This window comes from Kitasatospora sp. SUK 42, from assembly GCF_015776785.2.
Classification (GTDB): Bacteria; Actinomycetota; Actinomycetes; order Streptomycetales; family Streptomycetaceae; genus Kitasatospora.
In genome coordinates this window covers 2,049,667-2,073,133 of sequence record NZ_LFMD02000002.1, presented here as the reverse complement: position 1 = coordinate 2,073,133, position 23,467 = coordinate 2,049,667, and the positions used below count along the sequence as shown (strand labels likewise).

The window sequence follows — 23,467 nt, the reverse complement described above, 5'->3', positions numbered from 1 at the left end:
TACCACCCGATGGCGGGGTCGGGCCGGGCGACCGGTCCGACCCCGCCATGGCTCCCGCTCCGGCCACCCAGTCCGGACAACCGACGCAAGAACAGGAGGGGGGACAGGAGATGCGCGTCACCCTGCTCACCGAGGGGACGTATCCGCACCAGCACGGCGGTGTGAGCGTCTGGTGCGACCAGCTCGTTCAGGGCATGCCGGACGTCGACTTCGACGTCATCGCCGTCACCGGGACCGGTCAGGAACCACTGGCCTGGGAACTGCCCGCCAACGTACGGTCCGTCACCACGGCGCCGCTGTGGGGCCCGGCCTCCGAGGCCAGGCCGCCGCGCGGCAAGGAGATGCGGCGCTTCCTCAACGCCTACGAGCGCTTCCTCCACTCCATCCTCGACCCGGTCTACACCACCCACTTCGGCACCGAGCTGTACGGCTTCGCCGACCTCGCCCGGCACGGACTGCTCAGCCCGGCGCTGCGCAGCGAGCGCGCGCTGCGCACCCTCCAGCACGTCTGGACCCGCGACTACCTGCCGACCGCCGTCTCACGTCCCACCATGCACGACGCGCTGAACGCCACCGACCTGCTGGAGCACGCGCTGCGACCGCTGTCGGTCGAGCCGCCGCAGGACGGCGTCGCCCATGCGGCCAGCGGCGGCCTGGCCACCCTGCCGGGGCTGATCGCCGCCCAGCAGTACGGCGTACCGTTTCTGCTCACCGAGCACGGCATCTACCTGCGCGAGCGCTACCTCGGCTACCGCACCGGACCGTACCGCTGGCCGGTCAAGGCGCTGCTGCTCGGCTTCTACCGGATGCTCGCCGAGGAGAGCTACCGGGTCGCCGCGCTGGTCACCCCCGGCAACCGGTACAACCGGCGGTGGGAGGAGCGCGGCGGCACGCCCTCCGCGCACATCCGCACCGTCTACAACGGGGTGGACCCGGCCGCCTTCCCGCCCGCGGGCCCGGAACCCGACACGCCGACCCTCAGCTGGGCCGGCCGGGTCGACCCGATCAAGGACCTGGAGACGCTGATCCGGGCCTTCGCCATCGTCCAACGCGAGATCCCCGAGGCGCGGCTGCGGCTCTTCGGGGGCACTCCCAAGGGCGGCGAGGCCTACCGGGACGGCTGCATAGCCCTGGCCGCCGAGCTCGGCATAGCCGACTCGGTGGCCTTCGAGGGCCGCGTCGCCGACATCACCGACGCGTACGCGGCGGGCAACGTGGTGATGCTCTCCAGCATCAGCGAGGGCTTCCCGTTCACCCTGATCGAGGCGATGTCCTGCGGCCGCGCGACCGTCTCGACCGACGTCGGCGGGGTGCGCGAGGCCGTCGGCGACACCGGCCTGGTCGTCCCTCCGCGCGAGCCCGAGCCGATGGCGGCCGCCGCGATCGAGCTGCTGCGCGACCCGGAACGGCGCGCCCGGCTCGGCGAGGGGGCCCGGCTGCGGGTCATCGAACAGTTCACGCTCCGCCAGAACATCGACGGCTTCCGGGGGATCTACACCGAACTCCTCGGCACCGCCCGCTGGATGCCCGGCGGCATGGTCGCCGTCACCGACCAGGCCCCCAGCCCCGACTGGGACCAGCAGCTGGCCGCCGCCCAGCCCCAGCCGAGCGAGGTCGGGGCGTGAACGAGCGAACCACCAACAGGCGCGTGTACCGCACAGAGTGCAGCGAGGTGGACGCATGAGCGGTCCCATCCGGCTGATGCCCGGCGAGGGCGGCTCCGAGCGGACGATGCAGCTGCGCACCCTGCCGCTCAAGCGCCGCCGTCCGGCCGCGTCGAACGAAGCCGAGCCCGCCGAGGAGCTCGGCCTCTCCGCCGACCCGCTGGACGAGCTCGCCGAGCGCCTGCACGACGTCTGCGCCGACGCCGTCCACCCGTACGAGATCGCGGCCTTCCTGGAGTCCGACGGCCTCTCCGACGAGCAGGCCGCCCTGCTGTACGGCCGCCCCGACGCGTTCACCGTCGCCGAGGAGCTGTTCGAGAAGGTCGAGCGCCGCTACCCCGGCCAGAGCTCCGAGTTCGCCAACCCCTGGCGGGCCGACCCCTGGCGCTGCGTGGTGCGCGGCCTGGTGTTCGCCCTTCCCGGGCTCGGCTACCTGCTCGGCGCCAACCTGTTCGCGACCGCCCGGATGCGCTTCGGCCTGCCCTCGGGCATGCTCGCGCTGTCCATCGCCACACTGGTCAGCTGGGGCTTCAACCAGGCGCTGGCGCACCGCGCGTACCGCTGGCTCAGCCGGCTGCGCCGCCGGGACGCCGCGGTCTGCCTGGCCGTCGGGGCGCCGGTCGGCGCGCTGCTCGCGGCCACGGCCGCGTACGTGGTCGGCGGGCCGCTCGGCGCGCTCTGGTTCGCCGCCGGGCAGTCCTGCTACCTGGGCGCGGCCACCGTGCTGCTGGTGCTCGGCCGGGAGAAGTTCCTACTGCTGGCCCTGGCTCCGGCCACGGTCGGCGCGGGCGTGGTGCTGGCGGCGGACGTCCCGCAGACCGTACGGACGGTCGTGCTGATCGCCTCGACGGCGCTGGCGGTCGGCCTGGCCGCACGGGAGCTGTTCGGGTGCATCCGCGGCGGCGAACGGGACGACGTGGCACTGCGGCTGCCGATCCGTCAGGAGGTCCCGCACCTGCTGTTCGGCCTGGCCTGCGGCGCGCTCACGCTGATCGCCGGCCTCGGCGAGACCATCCACCAGGCCGTGCAGGCCTCCTCGCACGCCGTGCACACCGCCGCCCAGGCCGTGCACGCCGGCGATCTCCCCGTGCACGAGGTCAGGACCACCCCGACCGGCCCCGCCATGATCGCGCTGACGCTCAGCCTCGGGCTCGCCGAGTGGCTGCTCTTCCGCTACCGGGCGATGGCCGTGGCCGCGCTGCGCACCAGCCACACCACCGGGCAGTTCACCCGCCGCACCGGCGGGATCCTGCTCGGCTGCCTGTTCATCTACCTCACCACCGTGGCCGCGCTGGACGCCGCCGCGACCGTGCTGTGGCCGGGCGCCCCCGCGCTCGGGGTGCCGCAGCTCGGCGCGATGCTGCTCCTCGGCGGCTCGCTCTGGCTGGCGCTGCTGCTGAACGCCTTCGGGTTCAGCTGGAGCACCGCCCTCATCTGTCTGGCAGCCGCGGTCGCCGAGAGCGCCGGGCTGCTGACCGGTGCGGATCCGATCGTCCTGCAGCTGATCGGCTGCGGGGCGGCCGCCCTCGTCCTCACCGCCCTCGCCGGGCCCGCGCTCGGCCGCACCACCCAGCACCGCTGAACACCTCGAAGATCACGCACGCCCGAATTCGCGTGCAGCGCTGTACCCGCTCCACAGAGACACCCATCAGAGACACACCCATCGGACCACCGGCGGCCGACCCCCCAACAGAAGGTCGGGCCGTCCGTACATCGAGAAAGCGAATCCCGCATGAGCAGCGTCGCGGTTACCGGAGCCGAGGGCTTCATCGGCTCCCACCTCGTCGAGACCCTGGTCGCCGACGGGCACCACGTCCGCGCGATGGTCCAGTACAACTCCTTCTCCTCCTTCGGCTGGCTGGAGACCCTGTCGCAGGAGGTGCTGGACTCGGTCGAGATCGTCCTCGGCGACGTCCGGGACCCGGGCTCGGTCAACGGCCTGGTCAAGGGCACCGAGGCCGTCTACCACCTGGCCGCCCTGATCGCGATCCCGTACTCCTACCGCGCCCCCCACTCGTACGTGGACACCAACGTCACCGGCACCCTGAACGTGCTGGAGGCGGTGCGCCACCTGGAGATCCCCCGCCTGGTGCACACCTCGACCAGCGAGACCTACGGCACCGCGCAGACCGTGCCGATCACCGAGGACCACCCGATCAACACCCAGTCCCCGTACGCCGCCTCCAAGGCCGGCGGGGACCGGCTGGCCGACAGCTACCACGCCAGCTTCGAGACCCCGGTCGTCACCCTGCGCCCGTTCAACACCTTCGGCCCGCGCCAGTCGATGCGCGCCGTCATCCCGACCGTGATCGCCCAGGTCGCGGCCGGCCAGACCGAGATCACCCTCGGCGACCTGCGCCCGACCCGCGACTTCACGTTCGTCAAGGACACCGCCAACGCCTTCCGCACCGTCGGCACTGCCCCCGCCGAGGCCGTGGTCGGCCGGACCTTCAACGCCGGTACCGGCGGCGAGATCTCGGTCGGCGACCTGGTCACCCTGGTCGGCAAGCTGATGGGCGTGGACCTGGTGGTGAAGGAGGACGAGCAGCGCATCCGTCCGACCAACTCCGAGGTGATGCGCCTGGTCGCGGACGCCACCCGGCTGCGCGAAGCCACCGGCTGGGCCCCGCGGTTCACCCTGGAGCAGGGCCTGGAGCAGACCATCGAGTTCTTCCGCGACCCCGCCAACCTGGCCCGCTACAAGACCGACATCTACAACGTCTGACCCGCCGTAAAAAGATCATGCTCGTCCTGGTAACCGAGGTTCGTGTCCTACACATCCTTTCCGTGGGGGAAACACCATGCACGCAGTGATCCTGGCCGGCGGCAAGGGCGTCCGTCTCCGCCCGTACACCACCGCGCTTCCCAAGCCTCTCGTCCCGATCGGCGACCAGCACGCGATCCTTGAGATCGTGATGCGCCAGCTCGCCGCCGCGGGCTTCAAGACCGTCACCCTGGCCATCGGCCACCTCGGCCACATCATCCGCGCCTACGTCGGCAACGGCTCCCAGTGGGGCCTGCGGGTCGGCTACGCCGTCGAGGACAGCCCGCTCGGCACCATGGGCCCGCTGCTCACCATGCAGGACCGCCTGCCCGAGCACTTCCTGGTGATGAACGGCGACATCCTCACCGACCTGGACTTCGCCGGGGTGCTCAAGCACCACGAGGCGTCCGGCGCCCCGCTGACCATCGCCACCTACGCCCGCCAGGTCAAGATCGACTTCGGTGTGCTGACCGCCGCCTCCGGCACCATCACCGGCTTCCAGGAGAAGCCCAGCATCGACTACCGCGTCTCGATGGGCGTGTACGGCGTCTCCCGCGCGGCGCTCGCCAAGTACACCCCCGGCCTGCCGCTGGGCTTCGACGAGCTGGTGCTCGACCTGCTGGCCGCCGACACCCCGCCGGCCGCCTACGACTTCGGCGGCTACTGGCTCGACATCGGCCGCCCCGACGACTACGACCGGGCCAACGCCGAGTTCTCGTCCATCCGCCCGGTCCTGATGCCCTTCGAGTCGGCCGTGCCCGGTCCGGTGGAGCTGCCGATCCCGGCCGCCCGCACCGCCCCGGACGACGCGATCGACCAGCCCGCCGCCGCGGGCGCCGACAGCGACGGACGGGCCGCGTGAGAATCCTGCTACTCGGCGGCGACGGCTTCCTGGGCCGTCACGCCTCCACCGTCCTGCGGTCACTGCCCGGTGCCACCGTGCTGACCGCGGGCCGGCGGCCCGCCCACGACCTCCGGCTGGACCTGGCCACCGCCCAGGCCGGCCCGCTCGGCGAGGAACTGGCCGCGCTGGCCCCCGACGTGGTGGTCAACTTCGCCGGCGCGGTGGCCGGCAGCGCGGTCAAACTCGCCGAGGTGAACGCCCGCGGCCCGGCGGTGCTCTGCGAGGCGCTGCGGTTCGGCGCCCCGAAGGCCCGTCTGGTGCACATCGGTTCGGCCGGAGAGTACGGCGTCTGCGCCGAAGGCGAGTCGCTGTCCGAGGAGGCCGACGCCCGCCCGGTCGGCGTGTACGGCGCGACCAAGCTGGCCGGCTCCCTCGCGGTGGCCGGCTCGCCGCTGGACGCGGTGGTGCTGCGGGTGTTCAACCCGGTCGGCCCGGGAGCCCCCGCGGGCTCGCTGCCCGGCCGGCTGGCCGCGGAACTGCGCCGGGTGGCGCCCGAGGGCACCGACGGCGTGATCACGGTCGGGGACCTCTCCGCCTACCGCGACTTCGTCGAAGCCCGGGACGTCGCCCACGCGGTCGGCCTGGCCGTCACCGCCGACCGGCCGCTCCCCCGGGTGCTCAACCTCGCCTCCGGGCGTGCCCGCCAGGTCCGGGCGATCGCCGACGGACTGGTCGCGGCGGCCGGCTTCACCGGCCGGATCGACGAGAGCGGGGCGGGATCCGAGCGCTCGGCCACGGTCTCCTGGCAGCAGGCCGACGTGTCGGCCGCCGCCCGGGAACTCGGCTGGCACCCGGTGACCGACCTCGCCGACACCCTGCGCGACCTGTGGCTCAGCACCGCCGAGCCCGCACCGACCCCGGTGGTCGCATGACCACCGGGATCCACCCCGACGGCCGCCTGCTGGTGCCGCTGTACGTCCACCCCGCGGTGGACCCGGCGGCCTGGCGGGCGGTCGCCGCCGCCGACCCCGCCCGGATCGCCGCCGTGGTGCTCAACCTCGCGGACGGTCCGGGCGAGGCGCCGGACCACGTCTTCGCCGAGGCCGCCGGCGAACTCCGCGCCGCCGGGCTCCCGTTGATCGGCTACGCCGACACCGACTACGGCCGGCGGCCGCACGCCGCCGTGGTGGCGGACATTCTGACGTACCGTCAGAGGCACGGCATCACCGGCGTCTACCTCGACCAGGTCACCACCCACCCGGGCGCGTTGGCGCACTACCGACGGCTGGCCACCGCCGCCCGGGCGGCCGGCTGCGGCACCGTGGTGTTCGGCCACGGCGAGCACCCGGACCCCGGGTACGCCGAGGTCGGCCTGGCCGACCTGCTGGTCACCTTCGAGGGCGACTGGGACGCCTACCGCGCCATGACGCTGCCGCTGTGGACCGGCCGCCACGCGGCCTCCCGCTTCTGCCACCTGGTCTACGACGTCCCGGCCGAAGCCGCCCAGGACGCCTCCGCACTGATCGCCGCCCGCCGAGCCGGTGTCGGCTGCGCCGTGCCGGGTGCCGGGGACAACCCCTGGCGCACCCTGCCGTACGGCCTGGCCGCCGCCGAACTGACCTGACCCGATCCGGAGTTCGACTACCGTGAACCGCCGTACCCGGCTCCTGCCGGCCGCCCTGGCCCTCGCCACCGCCACCGCCCTGCTGGTCAGCTCGTGCAGCAGCTCGGGCTCGGAGGACGACCAGGACTCGGCCGACGGCACCCCGAGCAGCCCGCCCGCGGCCACCGCGCCGAGCACTCCCGGCGCCTCCGGCACCCCCGGCACCACCTCGGCCCCGGCCACCCCCGGCTCGCCCAGCGCCCCCGCCGCGGCCACGCCCCCGGGCACCCCGGCCGGCACCACGCCTCCGGGCACCCCGCCGGGCTCCGCCACCCCGCCCGGCAGCCCCACCCCGCCGCCGGCCGGCGCCCGCTGGCAGCCCACCCCGGGGCTGACCTGGCAGTGGCAACTCGGCGGCTCCGTCGACCAGTCGGTGGACGTACCGGTCTACGACATCGACGGCTTCGAGAACGACGCCTCGGTGGTGGCCGCGCTGCACGCCAAGGGCCGCAAGGTGATCTGCTACATCAACGCCGGCTCCTGGGAGGACTTCCGTCCCGACTCCGCCGCCTTCGCCAAGTCCCTCCAGGGCTCGGACACCGGCTGGAAGGGCGAGAAGTGGTTCGACATCCGCAAGCTCGACCAGCTGAAGCCGCTGATGGCCGCCCGCTTCGACATGTGCAGGAGCAAGGGCTTCGACGCCATCGAGCCGGACACCATCGAGGCCTACAACCAGAACAGCGGCTTCCCGCTGACCCCCGACGACCAGCTCAAGTACAACCGGATGCTGGCGCAGCTCGCGCACGAACGCGGCCTGGCCATCGGCCTGAAGAACGACCTGGACCAGATCCCCGCGCTGCTGCCGGACTTCGACTTCGCGGTCAACGAGGAGTGCTCGCAGTTCGACGAGTGCGACCGGGTGTCGCCCTTCGTCAAGGCGGGCAAGGCGGTCTTCCACGTCGAGTACAAGCTCGACACGGACCAGTTCTGCGCCAAGACCAAGGCGCTGGGCTTCAGTTCGATGCAGAAGAAGCTCGACCTCAACGCCTGGCGCAAGCCCTGCTGAGGCCGGTGCTTCCCGTCGCGCGGGTGACCCGGACCGGGGCCACCCGCGCGAGGGTCACTTGACCGCCAGCCAGACGACGGCACCCAGGACGGCCAGGGCGACGACGGCGATCACCGCGATCACGCCGGTGCGACTGCCGCTGTTGCCGCCGCTGCTGTAGGTGGAGACGGATCCCGGTGCCTGGGGCGCCGGGCTCTCGTCGACGAACGCCCGGAACATCTGGGTGCTACCGGCGGGGTCGTACTCGTTGTCAGCCATGGCAGGGACTCTAACGAATCGGCGCACCTCAGGCACACCCCGGACCCCTCGTCCGGCGGCCGCACCACTCCGACGTGCGACGCCGGTACGACGGGCGCGTGAAAACGACGCCGATCCCGGAATGGGCTGCCGCACAATGAGGTTGACTTCCTCCATGACCGGAATGCACCGCCGGGTGAGCCTCGGCACCTCCGACCTGTCCGTCTTCCCGCTCTCCCTCGGGGGCAACGTCTTCGGCTGGACGGCCGACGAACAGCAGTCCTTCGCCGTCCTGGACGCCTACGCGGCGGCCGGCGGCAACTTCATCGACACCGCCGACGTCTACTCCTCCTGGGCCCCGGGCAACATCGGCGGAGAGTCGGAGACCGTCATCGGCAACTGGCTGCGCAGCCGCGGCAACCGCGACGACATCGTGATCGCCACCAAGGTGGGCATGCACCCCGAGGCGAGCGGCCTGGGCGCGGCCACCATCAAGTCCGCGGCCGAGGCCTCGCTGCGCCGCCTGGGCGTCGACCGGATCGACCTGTACTACACCCACCGCGACGACGAGACCCCGGTCGAGGAGTTCGTCACCGCGCTGGACTCGCTGGTCCGCGAGGGCAAGGTCCGGGCGGTGGCCGCCTCCAACATCTCCGCCGAGCGGCTGTCCGAGGCGCTGGCCTTCGCCGAGCGCGAGGGCCTGGCCAGGTACGTCGCGGTCCAGCCGCACTACAACCTGGTCTCCCGCGGCACCTTCGAGGGCCCGCTGGCCGACGTGGTCGCCGAGCACGGCCTCGCCACCGTCCCGTACTACGCGCTTGCCTCCGGCTTCCTGACCGGCAAGTACCGCCCGGGCGGTGCGGAGGTGGACAGCGCCCGCGCCGAGGGCGCCGCCCGCTACCTGGCCGACCCGCGCGGCCCCCGGGTGCTGGAGGCGCTGGACAAGGTGGCCGCCGAGCACGGGGTCGAGCCCGCCACGGTGGCGCTGGCCTGGCTGACCGCCCGTCCGACGGTCGCCGCCCCGATCGCGAGCGCCCGCACCGTCGAGCAGCTGCCCCCGCTGCTGGCCGGCGCCACGCTGGAGCTCACCGCGGAGCAGACCGCCCTGCTGGACGAAGCCTCCGCCTGAGCACGCGACCGGGCCCCGACGGCGATCCAGCCGTCGGGGCCCGGTGCGTTCCGCCGGCCCTACGGCCGTCCGAAGTGGGTCGGGTAGTAGCCCGAGCTGAGCGTCGATATCCGGACGGTCGTGCCCGGCCGGGGTGCCTCCACGAACTTTCCGCCGCCCAGGTAGATCCCCACGTGGTGGATCCCCGAGGCCCGGCCGCTGTCCGACCAGAACACCAGGTCACCGCGGCGCAGCTGGCCCGAGCTGATCGGCGTGGTCGCCGCGTACTGGTCGTCCGCCACCCGCGGCAGGCTGATGCCCGCGCGCCGGTAGGCCTGCTGGACCAGCCCCGAGCAGTCGTAGCCCGACGGGCCGTTGCCGCCCCAGACGTACGGCTTGCCGAGCTGGGCGAGCGCGTAGTCGATGGCCGCCTCCATGCTCCCGGAGGCCGGCGTGCTGTTCGAGGAGGGGCGGGTGCTCGGCTCGCTGGGGGCCGGGGCGGAGCCGCCGCCGGACTGGCCGGTGCGGCTCGCGTAGACGTCGTAGTGGCTGGTCCAGCGCCACTCGCCACTGCTGTTCTTGAACCAGTACTTCGAGCCGTCCCAGCCCTGGCCCGGCACGGAGCCGGAGGCCGAGCCGTTCGAGACGGACTGGCCGCCGGAGCTCCCGGAGCCGCCGGTGCGGTCGGTGTAGACGTTGTAGTGGCTGGTCCAGCGCCACTCGCCGCCGTCGTTCTTGAACCAGTACTTCGAACCGTCCCAGCCCTGCTGGCCGGCCGCGGCCTGCGCGGACCCGGCACCGGCCGTCAGGCCGACCACGCCGGCGCCCGCCAGCACGGTGGTGGCCAGGCAGGTACTTCGCACCGCCCGGTGTATTCGGCCGCCGCCCACCGCCGCGGCCTGGGCGGTGCGCGGCCGGGCCGCGCAGTTCGGGCAGCCGCAGCCGGTGATCGCGGGGATGCTGCCGAGGCGCTCCTCGAAGCCCATCAGGCCTGAATCCGCGCCGGCTCCGGTACCGGGTTCGGCGTAGGCGCCGGTGGCTATCCTCATGCGGGTCGTCCTTCCTTCCGCCCGGCTCGGGCGGCCGGGGGCGGTACCGAGGCGGCCACTCCGGCCGGCGCGACGAAGGCGACGAGCAGCTGCTCCATCAGCGCGCTGCGGGCGGCCTCGTCCAGTTCGTGCGCGGTCGCCCGCTCCAGCCGGCGCACGGCCAGCGCCGCCGCCTCCACCGCGTCGTCGACCAGCACGGTCCGCAGGCCCGCGTCCAGGTCGGCCAGCCGACGGCGCCGCATCGACTCGGCGACCTCGGGGGCGTAGTCCAGCGCCAGCGGTTGCACCGAGTAGACCTCCAGGCCCGCGGGGGCGGCCTCGGCGGCCAGCGCCCGGGTCATCTCGTCGGCGAACCACTGCCCGTCGCGCAGCGCGGGCCCGGGCGCGGCGTTGCTGTCGCACGGCAGGGTGGACGCGGTGCGGGTGAGCACCGCCTGCACCTGCTCGCGCAGGTAGCTCTCGTGGTCCTCGATCGCGAGCAGCGCCCGGGCGGTGTCCTTGACCCGCCAGACGATCAGCAGCCGGACCACGATCGGGGTGCCGGTGCGGTCGACCACCTTGACCGACTCGCTGCGCCAGTGCCGCAGCCGCACGTCCACCCGGCGGCGGCGCAGCAGCGGGTTGACCCAGACCAGACCGGTTCTGCGGACGGTGCCCCGGTAGCGGCCCCAGCGGGTCAGCACCCGGGTCTCACCGCCCGCGTTGGCCAGCAGGCCGGCGAGGGCGAGCACCACCAGCAGCCCGGCCGCGCCGGCCGCGGCGACGGACCGGACCTCCACCTCGGCCTGGCCGCTCTCCTTGGCGGCGGAGCCGCGCAGATCGGGCATCCAGTCCCAGTGCGGGATCACGCCGGTGCGCAGCAGGACGAACAGCACCCCGGCCAGTCCGATCAGCACGGCCAGCACGGGGATCCAGCCGGGCAGGGCGGTGGCGGACTGCTCGCGCAGCGCCTGGTCGGCGCGCGGGGGGCGGCGGGAGGTGGCGGCGGCGGGGGCGCCGACCGGGGCGAGGTCGGGGAGTTCGACGGTCTCCGGGGCGACGGTCTCCAGCGGGTCCCGCAGGTCGGTCGGGCTGGCCTGGGAGGGGGCGGGAACGACGGCCAGCGGGGTGGTCACCGGGCCGCCGTCGGCCGGGCCGACCGGCCTGGCGACCTTGGCCACGTTGACGGTCACTCCGGCGGGCGCGGTGACGGTCGCGGTCTTGGCCATCGGGCTGGCGCCGGAACGTTCCGGCAGTGCCGGTGGGAACGACTTGGGCAGGTTGTCGGGTCGCTGCGACGAATCGCGGGTGACGTCCATGCACGGATCCTCTGGGTCGGTGTGTCGCGCAACGGGCGGCCCGGATCTGACGGGCAGTGCCAGAGTCAGGCTAAGTTCATACGTCATCAAATGCGACATTTGAGCTAGGTGTGTCGACATTTCCTGACGAATCGTCCAAGACTGACTCATCTGACGCGCAGGCACATGAGCGGATGGTCGGGATGGTTCGGCGCGGGTCAGCGCCACCGGGAGCCGGGCCGGCGCTGGAGGCGGGAGCGGCGCTCGGGGTCGGCAGGGCAGGGACGGCGGGGGCGGTCGGTGAGGACGGCCAAGGCGGCAGCCGTACGGGAAACCTGTCGGCTCATCCGGCTCTCCTTCGCGGTCGGCTGCCGGGGCGGCGGGCGGTCTGGAGCAAGATCGGACAAAAAGGAATCACGATCCTGGGCCGGTCATACCGCGACACCTGGGCTTTTGGCCGCGTCCCACCCGTTTGGCGGTCATCCGTGCGGCAGGACGGGATGTACCCGAAACAGCTGCATTTCATCCACTAGGAGGCAATAGATCCCACCCGAACGGCCCAGCGGAGCGCCCGGGAGAGGGGAGGCTCCGGCCAATCCGGCGGGCACCAGCGTCCAGTACCTGACCATTCATCGGAGAACTCTGTTCGAATAACCCGCCCGCTCAGTAGAGTCGGGCTCCGTGACTATGGACCCCGTACTCGGCAAGCGCGGTCACGCGGCCGTGGAGCCCCACGACCCCGCCGTCGCCGAATACTTCCGCCGGCACCTGTTCGAGCACGATCCCGGTGTCCGCGGCCCGGTCGGCGACACCGCGGGCGCGGCACTCACCGAAGCCCGGCCGGCTTAGCAGGAGGCGGCGCGGTGCCCTTCGACCCCGCGGTCATCCGCGCCAGCTTCGCCATCGTCGAACGCCGCGCCGACCACCTGACCACCTTCTTCTACGCCCACCTGTTCAACCACAACCCCGGGCTGCGGTCGCTCTTCCCCGCCTCCCTGCACGAGCAGCGGGACCGGATGTTCGCCGCGCTCACCCGGATCGTGCTGCGGCTGGACGATCCCGAGCGGCTCACCGAGTACCTGCGGGCGCTCGGACGCGACCACCGCAAGTTCCAGGTCGCACCCGAGCACTACCCGGCCTTCGGGGCCAGCCTGATCGCCGCGCTGCGGCAGTGCTCCGGGCACTACTGGACGCCGGAGACGGAGAAGGCCTGGACCGAGGCCTACACCGTGATCGCCCAGGTGATGACCGGATCCGCCGCCGGCCTCCCGGAGGACGACCCCGCCTGGTGGGAGGCCGAGGTCGCCTCCCGGCGCCGGGCCGCGCCGGACCTGGTCGTGCTCACCATCGCCCCGATGCGCCCGTACCCCTTCACCGCCGGCCAGTACGTCACGATCAGCAGCCCCCGGGCGCCCCGGGTCTGGCGGCCGTACTCGATCGCCAACGCGCCGCGCTCCGACGGCGGCCTGGAGGTGCACGTGCGGCGGGTGCCCGGCGGGCTGCTGAGCACCCTCCTGGTGCAGGACGTGATGCCCGGCGAACTGCTGCGGCTCGGACCGCCGCTCGGCGACGCGGTGCTCGCCCCCGCCTCGCGGCGGCCGCTGCTGCTGGTGGCCGCCGGCAGCGGCTGGGGGCAGACCAAGGCTCTGCTGGAGCAGCTCACCGCCGAACAGCCGGAGCGCGAGGCCACCGTGCTGCTGGCGGCCCGCTCGGCGGCCGGACAGTACGACCTGGACACCGTCCGCCGGATGCTCGTCCGCAATCCCCGGCTACGGGTGCTCACGGCCGTCCCCGGCCCGACCGCGGGACCGGACGGGGTCACCGCGCTGCTCCGGGAGACGCTGCGGCGGCACGGCGACTTCGCCGGCTGGGACGTCCACCTCAGCGGCCCGCCCGAGCTGGTCGCCGAGCTCGCCGAACTGCTCCGCGCCCTGCCCTCCGCACCCGGGCTGATCAGGCACGACCCGGCTCCGCTGACCTTCAACCGGGACCGGCCGCTGACCAGCTCGGACTGGTTCCTGGACCACCGGGACGTGCCGTGGATCAACCGGACCGATCTGGGGTGATCCGGGACACATGACCGGGACGGGCAGCCGGGGCAGGTGACCGGCGCCACAACGGGAGAAGCCCCCGGCCGGTGGCCGGGGGCTTCTCACTGGTGCGCTCAGCAGGATTCGAACCTGCAACCTCTTGATCCGTAGTCAAGTGCTCTATCCGTTGAGCTATGAGCGCAAGGAACGGGCGAACCCGATCTTGCGGAGGTTGTGGTGCGCTCAGCAGGATTCGAACCTGCAACCTCTTGATCCGTAGTCAAGTGCTCTATCCGTTGAGCTATGAGCGCTCGCCCTGGTGACCGTGGCCCCCGGGGCGTTGCGGGGACAACATTACATGACCTGCGACGCGGGGCGAAATCGATAAGCCCGGGGCCACCGGCGGGCCCTCGTCGGACCGACCGGAGGGCGGCCCCGGAGGGGGCGGGCGGCGAGCCCTGGAGTGGGCGGAGGGCTGCCCCGGCGCGGGCGGGCGGCCGCCCCCGGGCATGCGAAGAGCCCCGCCGACAAGATCGTCGACGGGGCTCCCGGTTGGCGGAGGCTGAGGGATTTGAACCCTCGATCAGGAATAACCCCGAAACCGCATTAGCAGTGCGGCGCCATAGACCGGACTAGGCGAAGCCTCCCCACATGGACCACGCCCGCGTGCAGCGGACCCGTTCCGTGTGTCAGTGATGATGCCACAACCGTGGGGCTCGGCACCAACCACCGCCCACGTTACTAGGCGGGTCGTCCCCGCCGCAAAGAAGAATGAGATACTGCCGACTCCGGAGGAGCTGCCCTGAGCCGAGGAGACCTGTCGACGTGAGCAGCAGGCCGATCCGAGGCGCTGCTCGCCTCGCCGCCATACTCGACGCCCTGCCCGACGCGTTGTTGCTGGTGAACAGCAACGGCACCGTCGTCGACGCCAACAGCGCGGCGGTCCAGGCGCTGCAGGCGCCGGGCACCTCACTGGTCGGCATGGGCGTGCTGGGCCTGCTGCCCGAGTTCGATCCCAGCCGGATCCCCGGCTCGATGCGCCCGGCCACCCGGGACGGCGACGCCCCCGACCGCCCGGTCCGGATGACCGCCCACCGCACCGACGGCACCACCTTCCCGGTCGAGGTCTGCGGCAACGACTTCGTCGACGAGAGCGGGGACTCCTACGCGCGCTCCCCGCTCGCGCCGTACGACCCGTACCGGGAGGGCTCGCGCTCTCCCTCCTCCTCCGACCTGCTCCTGCTGCTGGTCCGCGACCTCTCCGGCCGGCTCGGCGTCGAGGCCGAGCTGCGCCGCCAGCACAAGCAGACCGAGATGATCCTGCGGGCCGCCGCCGAGGGCGTGCTCGGGGTGGACCTGGAGGGGCGCTGCGTGCTGGTCAACCCGGCCGCCGCGCACATCCTGGAGTACCGGGCGAGCGAGCTGGGCGGGCGCGAGCTGCACCCGCTGATCCAGCACTCCCGGGCCGACGGCACCCCGCTGGCGCTGGAGGAGTCCGCGCTGCTGGACACCCTGACCTCCGGGCGCAAGCACCGGGTGCGCGGCACCGTGCTGTGGCGCAAGGACGGCCGCCCGGTCACCGTCGACCTCACCACCGCCCCGGTCCGGGACGGCGACCAGCTGGTCGGCGCGGTGATGACCTTCACCGACCGCAGCCGCGAACTCGCCCTGATCGCCCGCAACACGCAGCTCACCGCCGTCCTGGAGGGCGAGCTGGGCGGTGCGCTGAGCGCGCTGAACCAGCGGCTGGACGCGCTCGCCGCCGACCCGGCCGGGCAGCTCTGGCCGGAGGCCAACTGGACGCTGCGCCGGCTCGCCGACGAGTGCCGCCGGTTCGGCAAGCTGATCGACGACGTCCTCGAACACCAGCGTTCCGAGACCGGGGAGAGCGGCCCCGCGGAGGTCCGCGGCTCCGTGGAGGGCCGCAGCCCCAAGGACGACAAGGACGCCGGGGCCGACAAGACCGCCAAGGACGGCAAGGACCCCAAGGACGGCCGGGACGCCGAGGACGGACGGAAGGCCGCGAAGCGGGTGCCGGTCGGCCTCGACAAGGTGGTCCGCCGGGCCGTCGAGGAGGCCGGTGCGCTGGTCGGCCCGGGCCGGGTGCGCTTCTCGGTGCACGCCGCCGCGGTCGAGGTGATCGCCGACGAGCGGCGGCTCGCCCGGGCGCTGGCCCACCTGGTCGCCGACGTCAGCGGCACCGGCCTCGCCCTGGACGACCCGGGCGTCCCCTCCCCCGGACTGGCCGTCCCCGGCCTGTCCGCTCCCGGGCTGGGCGCCCCGCCCGCACCGCCCGCGGCCGCCGAGCCCCCGACCGTCGTCCTGGCCGCCGCCCAGCGCGGCGAGGTCGCCCGGGTCGAGATCCGCGGCCCCGGCGTCGGCGGCAGCCCCGTCCACCTGCCGATAGCCCGCGCGGTGGTCGAGCGCCACGGTGGCGTGCTCCAGCCGCACGAGCTGCCCGGCAAGGCCGGGACCACGTACGTGGTCGAGCTGCCTCTGGACCCGGCCGCCGCGAAGGCCGCCGCCGAGCGTGCGGCCGCCGAGGGCCGTTCGGACCGGCCGAAGGAGGGCGACAGCGCCGTCCTGCCCGAGCTGCCGGGAATCCCGCAGCTGCCCAGCAGCGGCGAGGCCGCCGAACCCGCCGCGGACGCCGAGCGGCCCGCCGCCGAGACCCCGGAGCCCGAGCCGGCGCCCGCCGAGGAACCCCCGGCCGAGCGCCGTGGGCGGCGCGGCCGTCCCGCCGCCGAGGAACCCCCGGCCCCCGCCGCCCCCGCCGGCCCGGCCGACCAGTGGCCCGACGCCCCCGCCCGGGTCGAACGGGCCGTCCCCGAGCAGTGGAACGGCACCGGGAACGACCCGGCGTACGGCCGCCGGGGCCCGGCCGGCCCGGAGGCCGAGCGGACCGACCCCTGGGGCAAGGACGACGGCCGCTCCGGCCCCGCGTACGCCGTACCCGTCGAGGGCGGGCGCCCGCCGCAGGAGCGCCCCGCCGGGCGGGAGCCGCTCGCGCTCGGCCCGGCCCCCGCCGACGCCGCCGGCGACGCCCCCGCGCAGTCGGGCGACGCCCCTGTCGGGGAGGCGGGCGAGGCCAAGCCGCGCCGACGTCGCGCCCTGCCCTCCGCCGAGGACTCCTCGGGCGGCTTCGCGCTGCCCGGGATGCCCGAGGCCCCGGCGTACCCCGGCCTGGAGCACGCCCTGCCCGCTCACGCTGCTGGAGTTCCCGACCCTGTTGGAGGCCCCGGCCCCCGCGCAGCAGGGCGGCCCCGCCGCGCTGGAACCCGCCCGCCCGGCCCTGCCCACCGCCGAGGAACAGGCCGCTCCCCGGCCGGTCGGCAGCGGCCTGGCCGAGCTCGCCCCGCCGCGCCCGCTCGGGACCGCGCTCGACACCGCGCCCGGTGCGGCTCCGGTGCCCGCCCTCCCGCCGGTACCGGCCGAGGCCAGGACCGCCCCGCGCCCGATGGCCGAGCTGCCCGCCGCCGAGGCGCCGCTCCCGGCCGAGCGGCCGTCGGCCCCGACCGGCGAACTGGCCAACACCCGTCGGCTGCTGGTCTGGCCCGAGCCCGACCCGGCCACCAACCAGGCCCTCCAGGCGCGCGGCTACCTGCCGGTGATCGTCCGCTCCCGCGAGGAGGTGGACGCCCAGGTCGGCGGCTTCCCCGCGGCGCTCTTCGTCGACCCGCTGACCAGCCCGATCACCCGTACCGCACTGCAGTCGCTGCGCACCGCGGCGCTCAACCGCCGCGTTCCGGTGCTGGTCACCGCCGGTCTCGGCCAGGCCACCCGGGACGCCGCGTACGGCGCCGACCCGGCCGTGCTGCTGCGCGCCCTCGCGCCGCGCGACGGCGAGCACCACGCCCCGCGGGTGCTGCTGGTCGAGGGGGATCCGGACATCGCCGCCGCGATGATCAGCAGCCTGGAGCGGCGCGGCATGCACGTCGAGCACGCGGTGGACGAGAACGACGCGGTCGCCCGGGCCAGCAGCGTGCAGCCCAACCTGGTGGTGATGGACCTGTTCCAGATCCGCCGCCGAAGGGTCGGCCTGCTGGACTGGCTGCGCGCCAACGACCGGCTGCACCGCACCCCGCTGGTGGTCTACACCTCGGTCGACCTCGACCCGCGCGAACTGCCCCGGCTGCGCACCGGCGAGACGGTGCTGTTCCTCGCCGAGCGCTCGACCAGCGAGGACGTCCAGTCCCGCATCGTCGACCTGCTCGGGCGGATCGGCGCGATGGGCGAGGCGGGCGTCGCCGCCGCGGGCTGATCCCGGACGCACGCAGGAGGGCCGGCCCCGTTCCGTACGGGACCGGCCCCCCTGCTCGTCCGCCACTCCTCAGTCCGCTACTCCTTGCCGAGCACCGTGACGTCCAGCTCGTCGGCCGCGTAGCCGGCCCGGATCACCTTCTTGTCGAACTTGCCGACCGAGGTCTTCGGCACCGACTCGACGATCGCCCAGCGCTCCGGCAGCTGCCAGGAGGCGACCCGCTCGGCCAGGAAGGCCCGCAGCTCCTTCAGCCCGACGGTCGCGCCCGGGCGCAGCACCACGGTGGCCAGCGGGCGCTCGCCCCACTTCTCGTCCGGTACGGCGACCACGGCGGCCTCGGCCACCTCGGGGTGGGCCATCAGCTGGTTCTCCAGGTCGACGGAGGAGATCCACTCGCCGCCGGACTTGATCACGTCCTTGGCCCGGTCGGTGAGCGTCAGGTAGCCGTCGGCGGTGATGGTGCCCACGTCGCCGGTGCGCAGCCAGCCGTCCTCGGAGAACTTGTCGTCCGGGCGGACCGGGTCCTGCCCGGCGCCGCCGTAGTACGCCCCGGCGATCCAGGGGCCGCGCACCTCCAGCTCGCCCGCGGCGACGCCGTCGTGCGGCATCCGCTCGCCGCCCGGGCCGATCAGCCGGGCCTCGACGGAGGCCGGGAAGATGCCCTGGGTTATCCGGTACGGCCACTCCTCCTCGGGGGTGAGGCCACCCGGCGGCTGGGCGAAGCAACCGAGCGGGGAGGTCTCGGTCATGCCCCAGGCGTGCAGCACGCGGATGCCGTGGCGCTCCTCGTAGCCCTTCATCAGCGAGGGCGGGCAGGCGCTGCCGCCGATGACCACCATGCGCAGGCTGGAGGTGTCGTAGTCGCCCGCGTCCAGCTCGTCCAGCAGGCCGCTCCAGATGGTCGGGACGGCGGCGCTGACGGTCGGGCGGACGGCGGCGATCATCTCGGCCATCGGCTTGGGCTGGAGGAAACGATCCGGCATGAGCAGGTTGGCGCCGGACATGAAGGCGGCGTGCGGGATGCCCCAGGCGTTCACGTGGAACATCGGGACCACCGGCAGCGCGGTGTCGCGCGGGGTGAAGGCGAAGTTGTCGCCGGTGTTGACCTGCATGCAGTGCAGGTAGACCGAGCGGTGGCTGTAGAGCACGCCCTTCGGGTCCCCGGTGGTGCCGGAGGTGTAACAGAGCACGGCGGCCTGGCGCTCGTCGATGTCGTGCTGCCACGGGTAGTCGGTCGGCCGGCCCGCGATCAGTTCCTCGTAGTCGTGCACCCCGCCCGCGAAGCCGGCCAGCAGCGAGCGGTCGCCGGGGCCGGCCACCACGATGTGCCTGAGGGTGGGCGCCAGCTCCGGCAGCACGGCGGCGAGCAGCGGCAGGACGCTGCCGTTGACGATGATCACGTGGTCGGCGGCGTGGTCGATGATGAACGACAGCTGCCGCGCGGGCAGCCTCAGGTTCAGCGTGTGCAGCACCGCGCCCATCGAGGGGACGGCGAGGTACGCCTCCAGGTGCTCGGTGTTGTTCCACATCAACGTGCCGATAACACTCGACTCGGTGCAGCCGAGTTCGTCGCGCAGCGCCCAGGCGAGCTGGGCGGCGCGGGCGCCGACCTCGGCGTACGTCCGGACGACGGGTCCGGTGCCGTCCCAGGTGGTGACGGTCGAGCGGGCGTGGATCGTGGACCCGTGCTCCAGGATTCGGGCGACGGTGAGCGGTACGTCCTGCATCGTGCTGAACACGGGTCCTCCTTGACCTGGTGGCACTGACGGCTCCAGCGGCACACCTACCGGGCGGTAATGCGCGCGGACGTGCCCGATTGTGCCGCCCCGCCGGTCCGCTGTCAGTACCTCGATCCCGTTGCACGGATCACGGATTCGCCCCGATTTCTCCCTCCGCCCTCCTCCTGCCCGTTTTCTCCCGCTTCCGTGTGCCCTTTGTCTCCCTCGTCTCCCTCGTCGCCCTCGCCTCCCGCCGGCGCGGCCCTCAGGAGGCGGTGGGGCCGTCGACCTGGTCGCGGTCGATGGCGAGGGTGGCGCCGGCGTAGGTCTCCTCGACGTTGCCGTGGTACTGGTGGACGCGCTGGTGGGCCACCCAGAGGTCGGCGGCGAGGGCGCCGGAGCCGGAGGTGTCGGCCCGGTCGTCCCAGCGGGCGTACCAGAGGCCGTCGGGGAGCGGGGAGCTGCCGGCCCGGGCGGCGGCGGCGAGGTCGGCGACGCCGGAGCCGAGGCTGGAGTAGAAGCCGGAGCGGTACCCGCCCGAGTGCAGGGCCTGGGTCCAGCCGAGGGTGAAGTCGACCACGGCCTGGCCGCAGGCGGGGTCGCTCATCGGGTAGGCCTCGATGTCCAGGTAGACCGGGCTGCCGTTGCCGAAGCCGAGCGCCCTCATCGCGCCCACGGCCTCGCCGGCCTCGGCGCGGCCCTGCTGGACGGCGTTGGCCGGGTCGATCCGCTTGGGCTTGTGGCTCAGCTCGGCGCACGGCGCCTGGAGGCCGACGTGCACGGGCAGGAACCGCCAGCCCATCGCCCGCGCCTGACGGACCCACTCGGCGGTGAGCCTGGCCTGGCCGCAGGCGCGCTGGGAGCCGCTGACGTAGATGCCGATCGCCTCGTACGGAGAGGCGGAGCGCCAGGCCAGCAGGGTGCCGAGCGCGGGTGCGTCGCAGGCGTCGAAGGCGGGGCCGGACCAGTCGTCACGGATCCGGGGCGGGCCGTGCCGGTCGGGCAGCGTGACGGTCCGGATACGGGGGAGGGTGACGGCCCGGGTGGCGGCCTGGGCGCTCGCGCCCGTTCCACCGGTGGCCAGCAGGAGCACGAGGGTGGCGGCGAGCAGGGCCGCGGAGCGGAGATGGCGCACCCGGCCTTGATACTGACGGACCATCGGACGATTGCGTCAACCACGCCGCGGGGCCCGCGCGAGTCCACCCTTTCGGACGCACCCGTCCGTATCCGTCCCGTTTCCCGCCCGGCCACTGTAACGAGCTTGCTGGTTTATCACTCCTTACGGCAAACTCATCAGTATGCCCACCTCCCATACCAGCGAAACCGCTGCGCCCACCTCGGCCGCCTCGGTCGCCGAGGCCCTTGCCATGCCGCCCGCCCCCAAGGGCGAGCCTGCCGGCGAGCGGGGCAGCTGGCGACGAGGTGGGGAGCCCGGCTCCGCGGCGCCCCCGGGGGTGCACCCCGGCCGATCCAGCGGCCGGTTCGGCAAGGTCCTGCGGCGCCCGGAGAGGATCCCGGCGCCGCTTCTCTGTGTCGTCGCGATGTTCCTGGTGCAGACCGGCATCGCGCTGTCCAAGCCGCTGTTCGGCCCGCTCGGGGTCAGCGGCACGACCTTCCTGCGGCTGGGCTTCGCCGCGGTCGTCCTGCTCGCCGTCACCCGGCCGAAGCTGCGCGACAAGCGCCCGCGCGACCTCGCCGCGGCCGCGCTGCTCGGCGTGGCCTCGGCCGGAATGACCTTCCTGTTCGCCGGGGCGATCGACCGGCTGCCGATGGGCACCGCCGCGACCATCGAGTTCCTCGGCCCGCTCGCCGTCGCCCTTGTCTTCGCCCGGCGCGCCAGCCACCTGGTCTGGGCACTGCTCGCGGCGGCCGGCGTGGTGCTGCTGACCCTGCTCGGCGAGGGCGAGGGCGGTAGCTCGCTCGACCCGGTCGGCCTGCTGTACGCCTTCGGCGCGGCCGCCTGCTACTCGGTGTACATCCTGTTCACCGACAAGGTCGGCGCCACCTTCCAGGGATTCCAGGGCCTCGCGGTGTCGATGACGGTCGGCGCGCTGGCCCTGGCGCCGTTCGGGCTGGGCGAGGCCTGGAACGGGCTGACCGCGCCCGGCGCCTCACCGGTGCTGCTGCTCGCCGCGGTGGCCGGCGTCTCACTGCTGCTGCCGGTGATCCCGTACGCGCTGGAGATGACCGCGCTGCGCCGGATGCCGCAGCGGGTGTTCAGCGTGCTGGTCAGCCTGGAGCCGGCGGTCAGCGCGCTGGTCGGGCTGGTGGTCCTCGGCCAGCTGCTGGGGGCGGCGCAGCTGGCCGGGATCGGCTGCGTGGTGGCGGCCAGCGTGGGGGCCACGCTGACCGGGCGGCGCTGACGGGGCGGTGCTGACGGACCGTCGGGCTCCGACGGCCCTTCGGCTTGACCGCCTTGCGGCTCTGCGGCCCTACGGCCCTACGGCCCTACGGCCAGAGCAGGGTGCGCGACCACTCCGGGCTGCGGACCGGGCCGCTGCGGGTGTAGCGCAGCCGGACGTGCCGGCGCTGGGCGTCGCCCTGCCAGAACTCCACCTCGTGCGCCCACAGGGTGTAGACCGCGTGCCAGGGCGCGACCGCGTCCGGAGTGACCTCCAGCCGGCGACGGGCGACCGCCACCGCCTCGTCGTACTCGGCCAGCGAGGCCAGCGGCTCGCTCTGCCGCCCGACCAGCGCACCGACCCGGGCGGCGGGCGAGCGGGTGGCGAACTCGGCGGCGGCGACCAGGTCGGCGGCCCGCTCGACGGTGCCACGGACCCGCACCTGGCGGCCGAGCTGCGGCCAGTAGACGGTCAGCGCGGCGGCCGGATGGTTGGCGAGCTGGCGGCCCTTGGGGCTGTCGGCGGCGGCCGAGAAGTTCCAGCCGGTGCCGGCCGCGTCCATGTCGCGCAGCACCAGCACCCGGGCGTCCGGCACGCCGTCCGCGTCGACGGTGGAGAGGGTGAAGGCCTGCGGGTCCAGCACCCCGGCGTCCAGCGCGGTGGCGAGCCACTCCACGAACAGCGGGCCGGGCTCGGCGGGGGCCGCCTCGTGGTCGAAGGACGGCAGCGGGCGGGCCATCGGCGGACGGCCGAGCAGCAGCTCGGGGACGGACCTGGTCCCGGGCCGGCGCTCGTCCAGTGGCACCGGACCAGCCTCCGGTACAGGCCTGGCTCCGTCCGAGCCGGTCAGGCCCTCGTCCTCCGCCGCCATCGCACGCCCTTCCTTCCGGTTGCCGCGGTCGTCCGCCCCGGCCGGGCCATCCCTTCCGGGCCCAGGCACATGGTGCGTTGTCGGAGCGCAACCGTACCGCCGTGGGCCGACGGCTCCGGGCGCGGGCCCTCGGTGGACGGATCCGGGCCGGTCGGACGGGATGCGGGCGGGCGCGGACGGGGTGCGGAGGGGGGCTCGGACGGGCGGGGCGGCTCCGTCGATCCGGCGCCGGACGCACCCGTGGGCGGTGCCGATGGCGGCACCGCCCACGGGGCCGGCTTCACGGCGACCCTTTCCGCTGGCCGGTCAAGCTCTGTTCTTCGGTCCCTTTGATCCGTTCGATGCGTGCGGCGCGTTCGCTCCGCTGGTCCGCGACCGGGCGGAGTTCCGCCCGGTGACCGCTTCGGGCCCTGCCCGGGTGCTCAGCTCACCCGCGGCCGTCCACCTCCGGCGCCCCCGCCTTCGGTGGTGCCCGGGGCGGTCAGCGGAAGGTCGGGGCGAGGACGACGTTGCCGTCGTCGGCGGCGGCACCAGCACCCGCCAGCAGCGATCCGGCCACCCCTCGGGGGTGGAAGCAAGCCATATGAGCCTCCAAGAAGCTGTTCATCGTGCCATGGTCAAGCAGGAAGGTGC

19 protein-coding genes, 3 tRNA genes and 2 pseudogenes are annotated in these 23,467 nt (G+C 73.8%); 13 read left to right on the top strand and 11 right to left on the bottom strand.

What is annotated here, in order from left to right; translation table 11 throughout:
- Nucleotides 1-110 precede the first annotated feature (110 nt).
- The 7 genes and pseudogenes from pelF to RZ50_RS08995 all read left to right on the top strand — a co-directional run bounded on the left by pelF (nt 111) and on the right by RZ50_RS08995 (nt 7,941).
- Entirely contained in the window at nt 111-1,625 is a 1,515-nt protein-coding gene (gene pelF, locus RZ50_RS09025) for a GT4 family glycosyltransferase PelF (RefSeq protein WP_196951370.1), read from the top strand.
- Between the two features lie 55 nt (nt 1,626-1,680).
- Nucleotides 1,681-3,246 (top strand): hypothetical protein, encoded by a 1,566-nt coding sequence (locus tag RZ50_RS09020; protein ID WP_196951369.1) that lies wholly within the window; start codon nt 1,681-1,683, stop codon nt 3,244-3,246.
- Nucleotides 3,247-3,396: 150 nt separating this feature from the next.
- Nucleotides 3,397-4,389, top strand: coding sequence for an SDR family NAD(P)-dependent oxidoreductase (locus RZ50_RS09015; RefSeq protein WP_196951368.1), 993 nt, complete (start codon nt 3,397-3,399; stop codon nt 4,387-4,389).
- Nucleotides 4,390-4,465: 76 nt separating this feature from the next.
- A pseudogene (locus tag RZ50_RS09010) lies at nt 4,466-5,167 on the top strand (NDP-sugar synthase); the annotation flags it as partial.
- 119 nt (nt 5,168-5,286) lie between these two features.
- Nucleotides 5,287-6,204, top strand: a complete 918-nt coding sequence (locus RZ50_RS09005; protein WP_196951366.1) for an NAD(P)-dependent oxidoreductase — start codon at nt 5,287-5,289, stop codon at nt 6,202-6,204.
- On the top strand, nt 6,201-6,896 hold the full coding sequence (locus tag RZ50_RS09000) for a spherulation-specific family 4 protein (protein ID WP_196951365.1): 696 nt from the start codon (nt 6,201-6,203) through the stop codon (nt 6,894-6,896). Before RZ50_RS09005 ends, RZ50_RS09000 begins: the two co-directional genes overlap by 4 nt.
- A gap of 22 nt (nt 6,897-6,918) precedes the next feature.
- Nucleotides 6,919-7,941 carry an endo alpha-1,4 polygalactosaminidase gene (locus RZ50_RS08995; protein ID WP_308271541.1) on the top strand — a complete coding sequence of 341 codons (1,023 nt, stop codon included), beginning with the start codon at nt 6,919-6,921 and terminating at the stop codon, nt 7,939-7,941.
- Nucleotides 7,942-7,995: 54 nt separating this feature from the next.
- Here RZ50_RS08995 and RZ50_RS08990 read toward each other — a convergent pair whose 3' ends face one another.
- On the bottom strand, nt 7,996-8,199 hold the full coding sequence (locus RZ50_RS08990) for a hypothetical protein (RefSeq protein ID WP_196951364.1): 204 nt from the start codon (nt 8,197-8,199) through the stop codon (nt 7,996-7,998).
- Nucleotides 8,200-8,362: 163 nt separating this feature from the next.
- On the opposite strand from RZ50_RS08990, the gene RZ50_RS08985 reads away from it, so the two are divergent.
- Nucleotides 8,363-9,307: an aldo/keto reductase gene (locus tag RZ50_RS08985; protein ID WP_374199903.1), complete on the top strand. Its 945-nt coding sequence runs from the start codon at nt 8,363-8,365 to the stop codon at nt 9,305-9,307.
- 59 nt (nt 9,308-9,366) lie between these two features.
- On the opposite strand, the gene RZ50_RS08980 is transcribed toward RZ50_RS08985, so the two are convergent.
- The 3 genes from RZ50_RS08980 to RZ50_RS29695 all read right to left on the bottom strand — a co-directional run bounded on the left by RZ50_RS08980 (nt 9,367) and on the right by RZ50_RS29695 (nt 11,959).
- Nucleotides 9,367-10,335 carry a C40 family peptidase gene (locus tag RZ50_RS08980; RefSeq protein WP_196951362.1) on the bottom strand — a complete coding sequence of 323 codons (969 nt, stop codon included), beginning with the start codon at nt 10,333-10,335 and terminating at the stop codon, nt 9,367-9,369.
- The gene (locus tag RZ50_RS08975; RefSeq protein ID WP_196951361.1) at nt 10,332-11,633 is read right to left on the bottom strand and encodes an SPFH domain-containing protein; all 1,302 of its coding nucleotides are present in this window, start codon (nt 11,631-11,633) and stop codon (nt 10,332-10,334) included. Before RZ50_RS08975 ends, RZ50_RS08980 begins: the two co-directional genes overlap by 4 nt.
- Nucleotides 11,634-11,830: 197 nt before the next feature.
- Nucleotides 11,831-11,959, bottom strand: a complete 129-nt coding sequence (locus RZ50_RS29695) for a hypothetical protein (protein ID WP_256463667.1) — start codon at nt 11,957-11,959, stop codon at nt 11,831-11,833.
- A 334-nt stretch (nt 11,960-12,293) separates the two neighbouring features.
- Between RZ50_RS29695 and RZ50_RS08970 the strand changes: the two genes are divergently transcribed.
- Together RZ50_RS08970 and RZ50_RS30095 are read left to right on the top strand one after the other, a co-directional pair.
- A complete protein-coding gene (locus tag RZ50_RS08970; protein WP_196951360.1) occupies nt 12,294-12,461 on the top strand; it encodes a hypothetical protein in 168 nt (55 codons plus the stop codon).
- A gap of 14 nt (nt 12,462-12,475) precedes the next feature.
- Nucleotides 12,476-13,678, top strand: a complete 1,203-nt coding sequence (locus RZ50_RS30095) for a globin domain-containing protein (protein ID WP_308271540.1) — start codon at nt 12,476-12,478, stop codon at nt 13,676-13,678.
- Between the two features lie 90 nt (nt 13,679-13,768).
- Here RZ50_RS30095 and RZ50_RS08960 read toward each other — a convergent pair.
- The 3 genes from RZ50_RS08960 to RZ50_RS08950 form a co-directional block, all read right to left on the bottom strand.
- Nucleotides 13,769-13,844 (bottom strand) — tRNA-Arg (locus RZ50_RS08960).
- Between the two features lie 33 nt (nt 13,845-13,877).
- Nucleotides 13,878-13,953 (bottom strand) — tRNA-Arg (locus tag RZ50_RS08955).
- 242 nt (nt 13,954-14,195) lie between these two features.
- Nucleotides 14,196-14,289 (bottom strand) — tRNA-Ser (locus RZ50_RS08950).
- 178 nt (nt 14,290-14,467) lie between these two features.
- Between RZ50_RS08950 and RZ50_RS30090 the strand changes: the two are divergent.
- Nucleotides 14,468-15,526: pseudogene (locus tag RZ50_RS30090) on the top strand (PAS domain-containing protein); the annotation flags it as partial.
- Nucleotides 15,527-16,871: 1,345 nt separating this feature from the next.
- Complete coding sequence (locus RZ50_RS30085) at nt 16,872-17,903, top strand: response regulator (RefSeq protein WP_308271539.1); 1,032 nt, start codon at nt 16,872-16,874, stop codon at nt 17,901-17,903.
- Between the two features lie 77 nt (nt 17,904-17,980).
- Here RZ50_RS30085 and RZ50_RS08940 read toward each other — a convergent pair whose 3' ends face one another.
- On the bottom strand, nt 17,981-19,642 hold the full coding sequence (locus tag RZ50_RS08940) for a long-chain fatty acid--CoA ligase (RefSeq protein ID WP_196947345.1): 1,662 nt from the start codon (nt 19,640-19,642) through the stop codon (nt 17,981-17,983).
- Nucleotides 19,643-19,886: 244 nt separating this feature from the next.
- Nucleotides 19,887-20,756 (bottom strand): DUF1906 domain-containing protein, encoded by an 870-nt coding sequence (locus tag RZ50_RS08935; protein WP_196947344.1) that lies wholly within the window; start codon nt 20,754-20,756, stop codon nt 19,887-19,889.
- Between the two features lie 163 nt (nt 20,757-20,919).
- On the opposite strand from RZ50_RS08935, the gene RZ50_RS08930 reads away from it, so the two are divergent.
- Nucleotides 20,920-21,984 carry a DMT family transporter gene (locus tag RZ50_RS08930; RefSeq protein WP_196947343.1) on the top strand — a complete coding sequence of 355 codons (1,065 nt, stop codon included), beginning with the start codon at nt 20,920-20,922 and terminating at the stop codon, nt 21,982-21,984.
- Nucleotides 21,985-22,069: 85 nt separating this feature from the next.
- Here the strand turns inward: RZ50_RS08930 and RZ50_RS08925 are convergent, their stop codons facing one another.
- The gene (locus RZ50_RS08925) at nt 22,070-22,834 is read right to left on the bottom strand and encodes a pyridoxal 5'-phosphate synthase (protein ID WP_196947342.1); all 765 of its coding nucleotides are present in this window, start codon (nt 22,832-22,834) and stop codon (nt 22,070-22,072) included.
- 481 nt (nt 22,835-23,315) lie between these two features.
- Nucleotides 23,316-23,441, bottom strand: a complete 126-nt coding sequence (locus tag RZ50_RS29680; protein WP_256463666.1) for a hypothetical protein — start codon at nt 23,439-23,441, stop codon at nt 23,316-23,318.
- Nucleotides 23,442-23,467 lie beyond the last annotated feature (26 nt).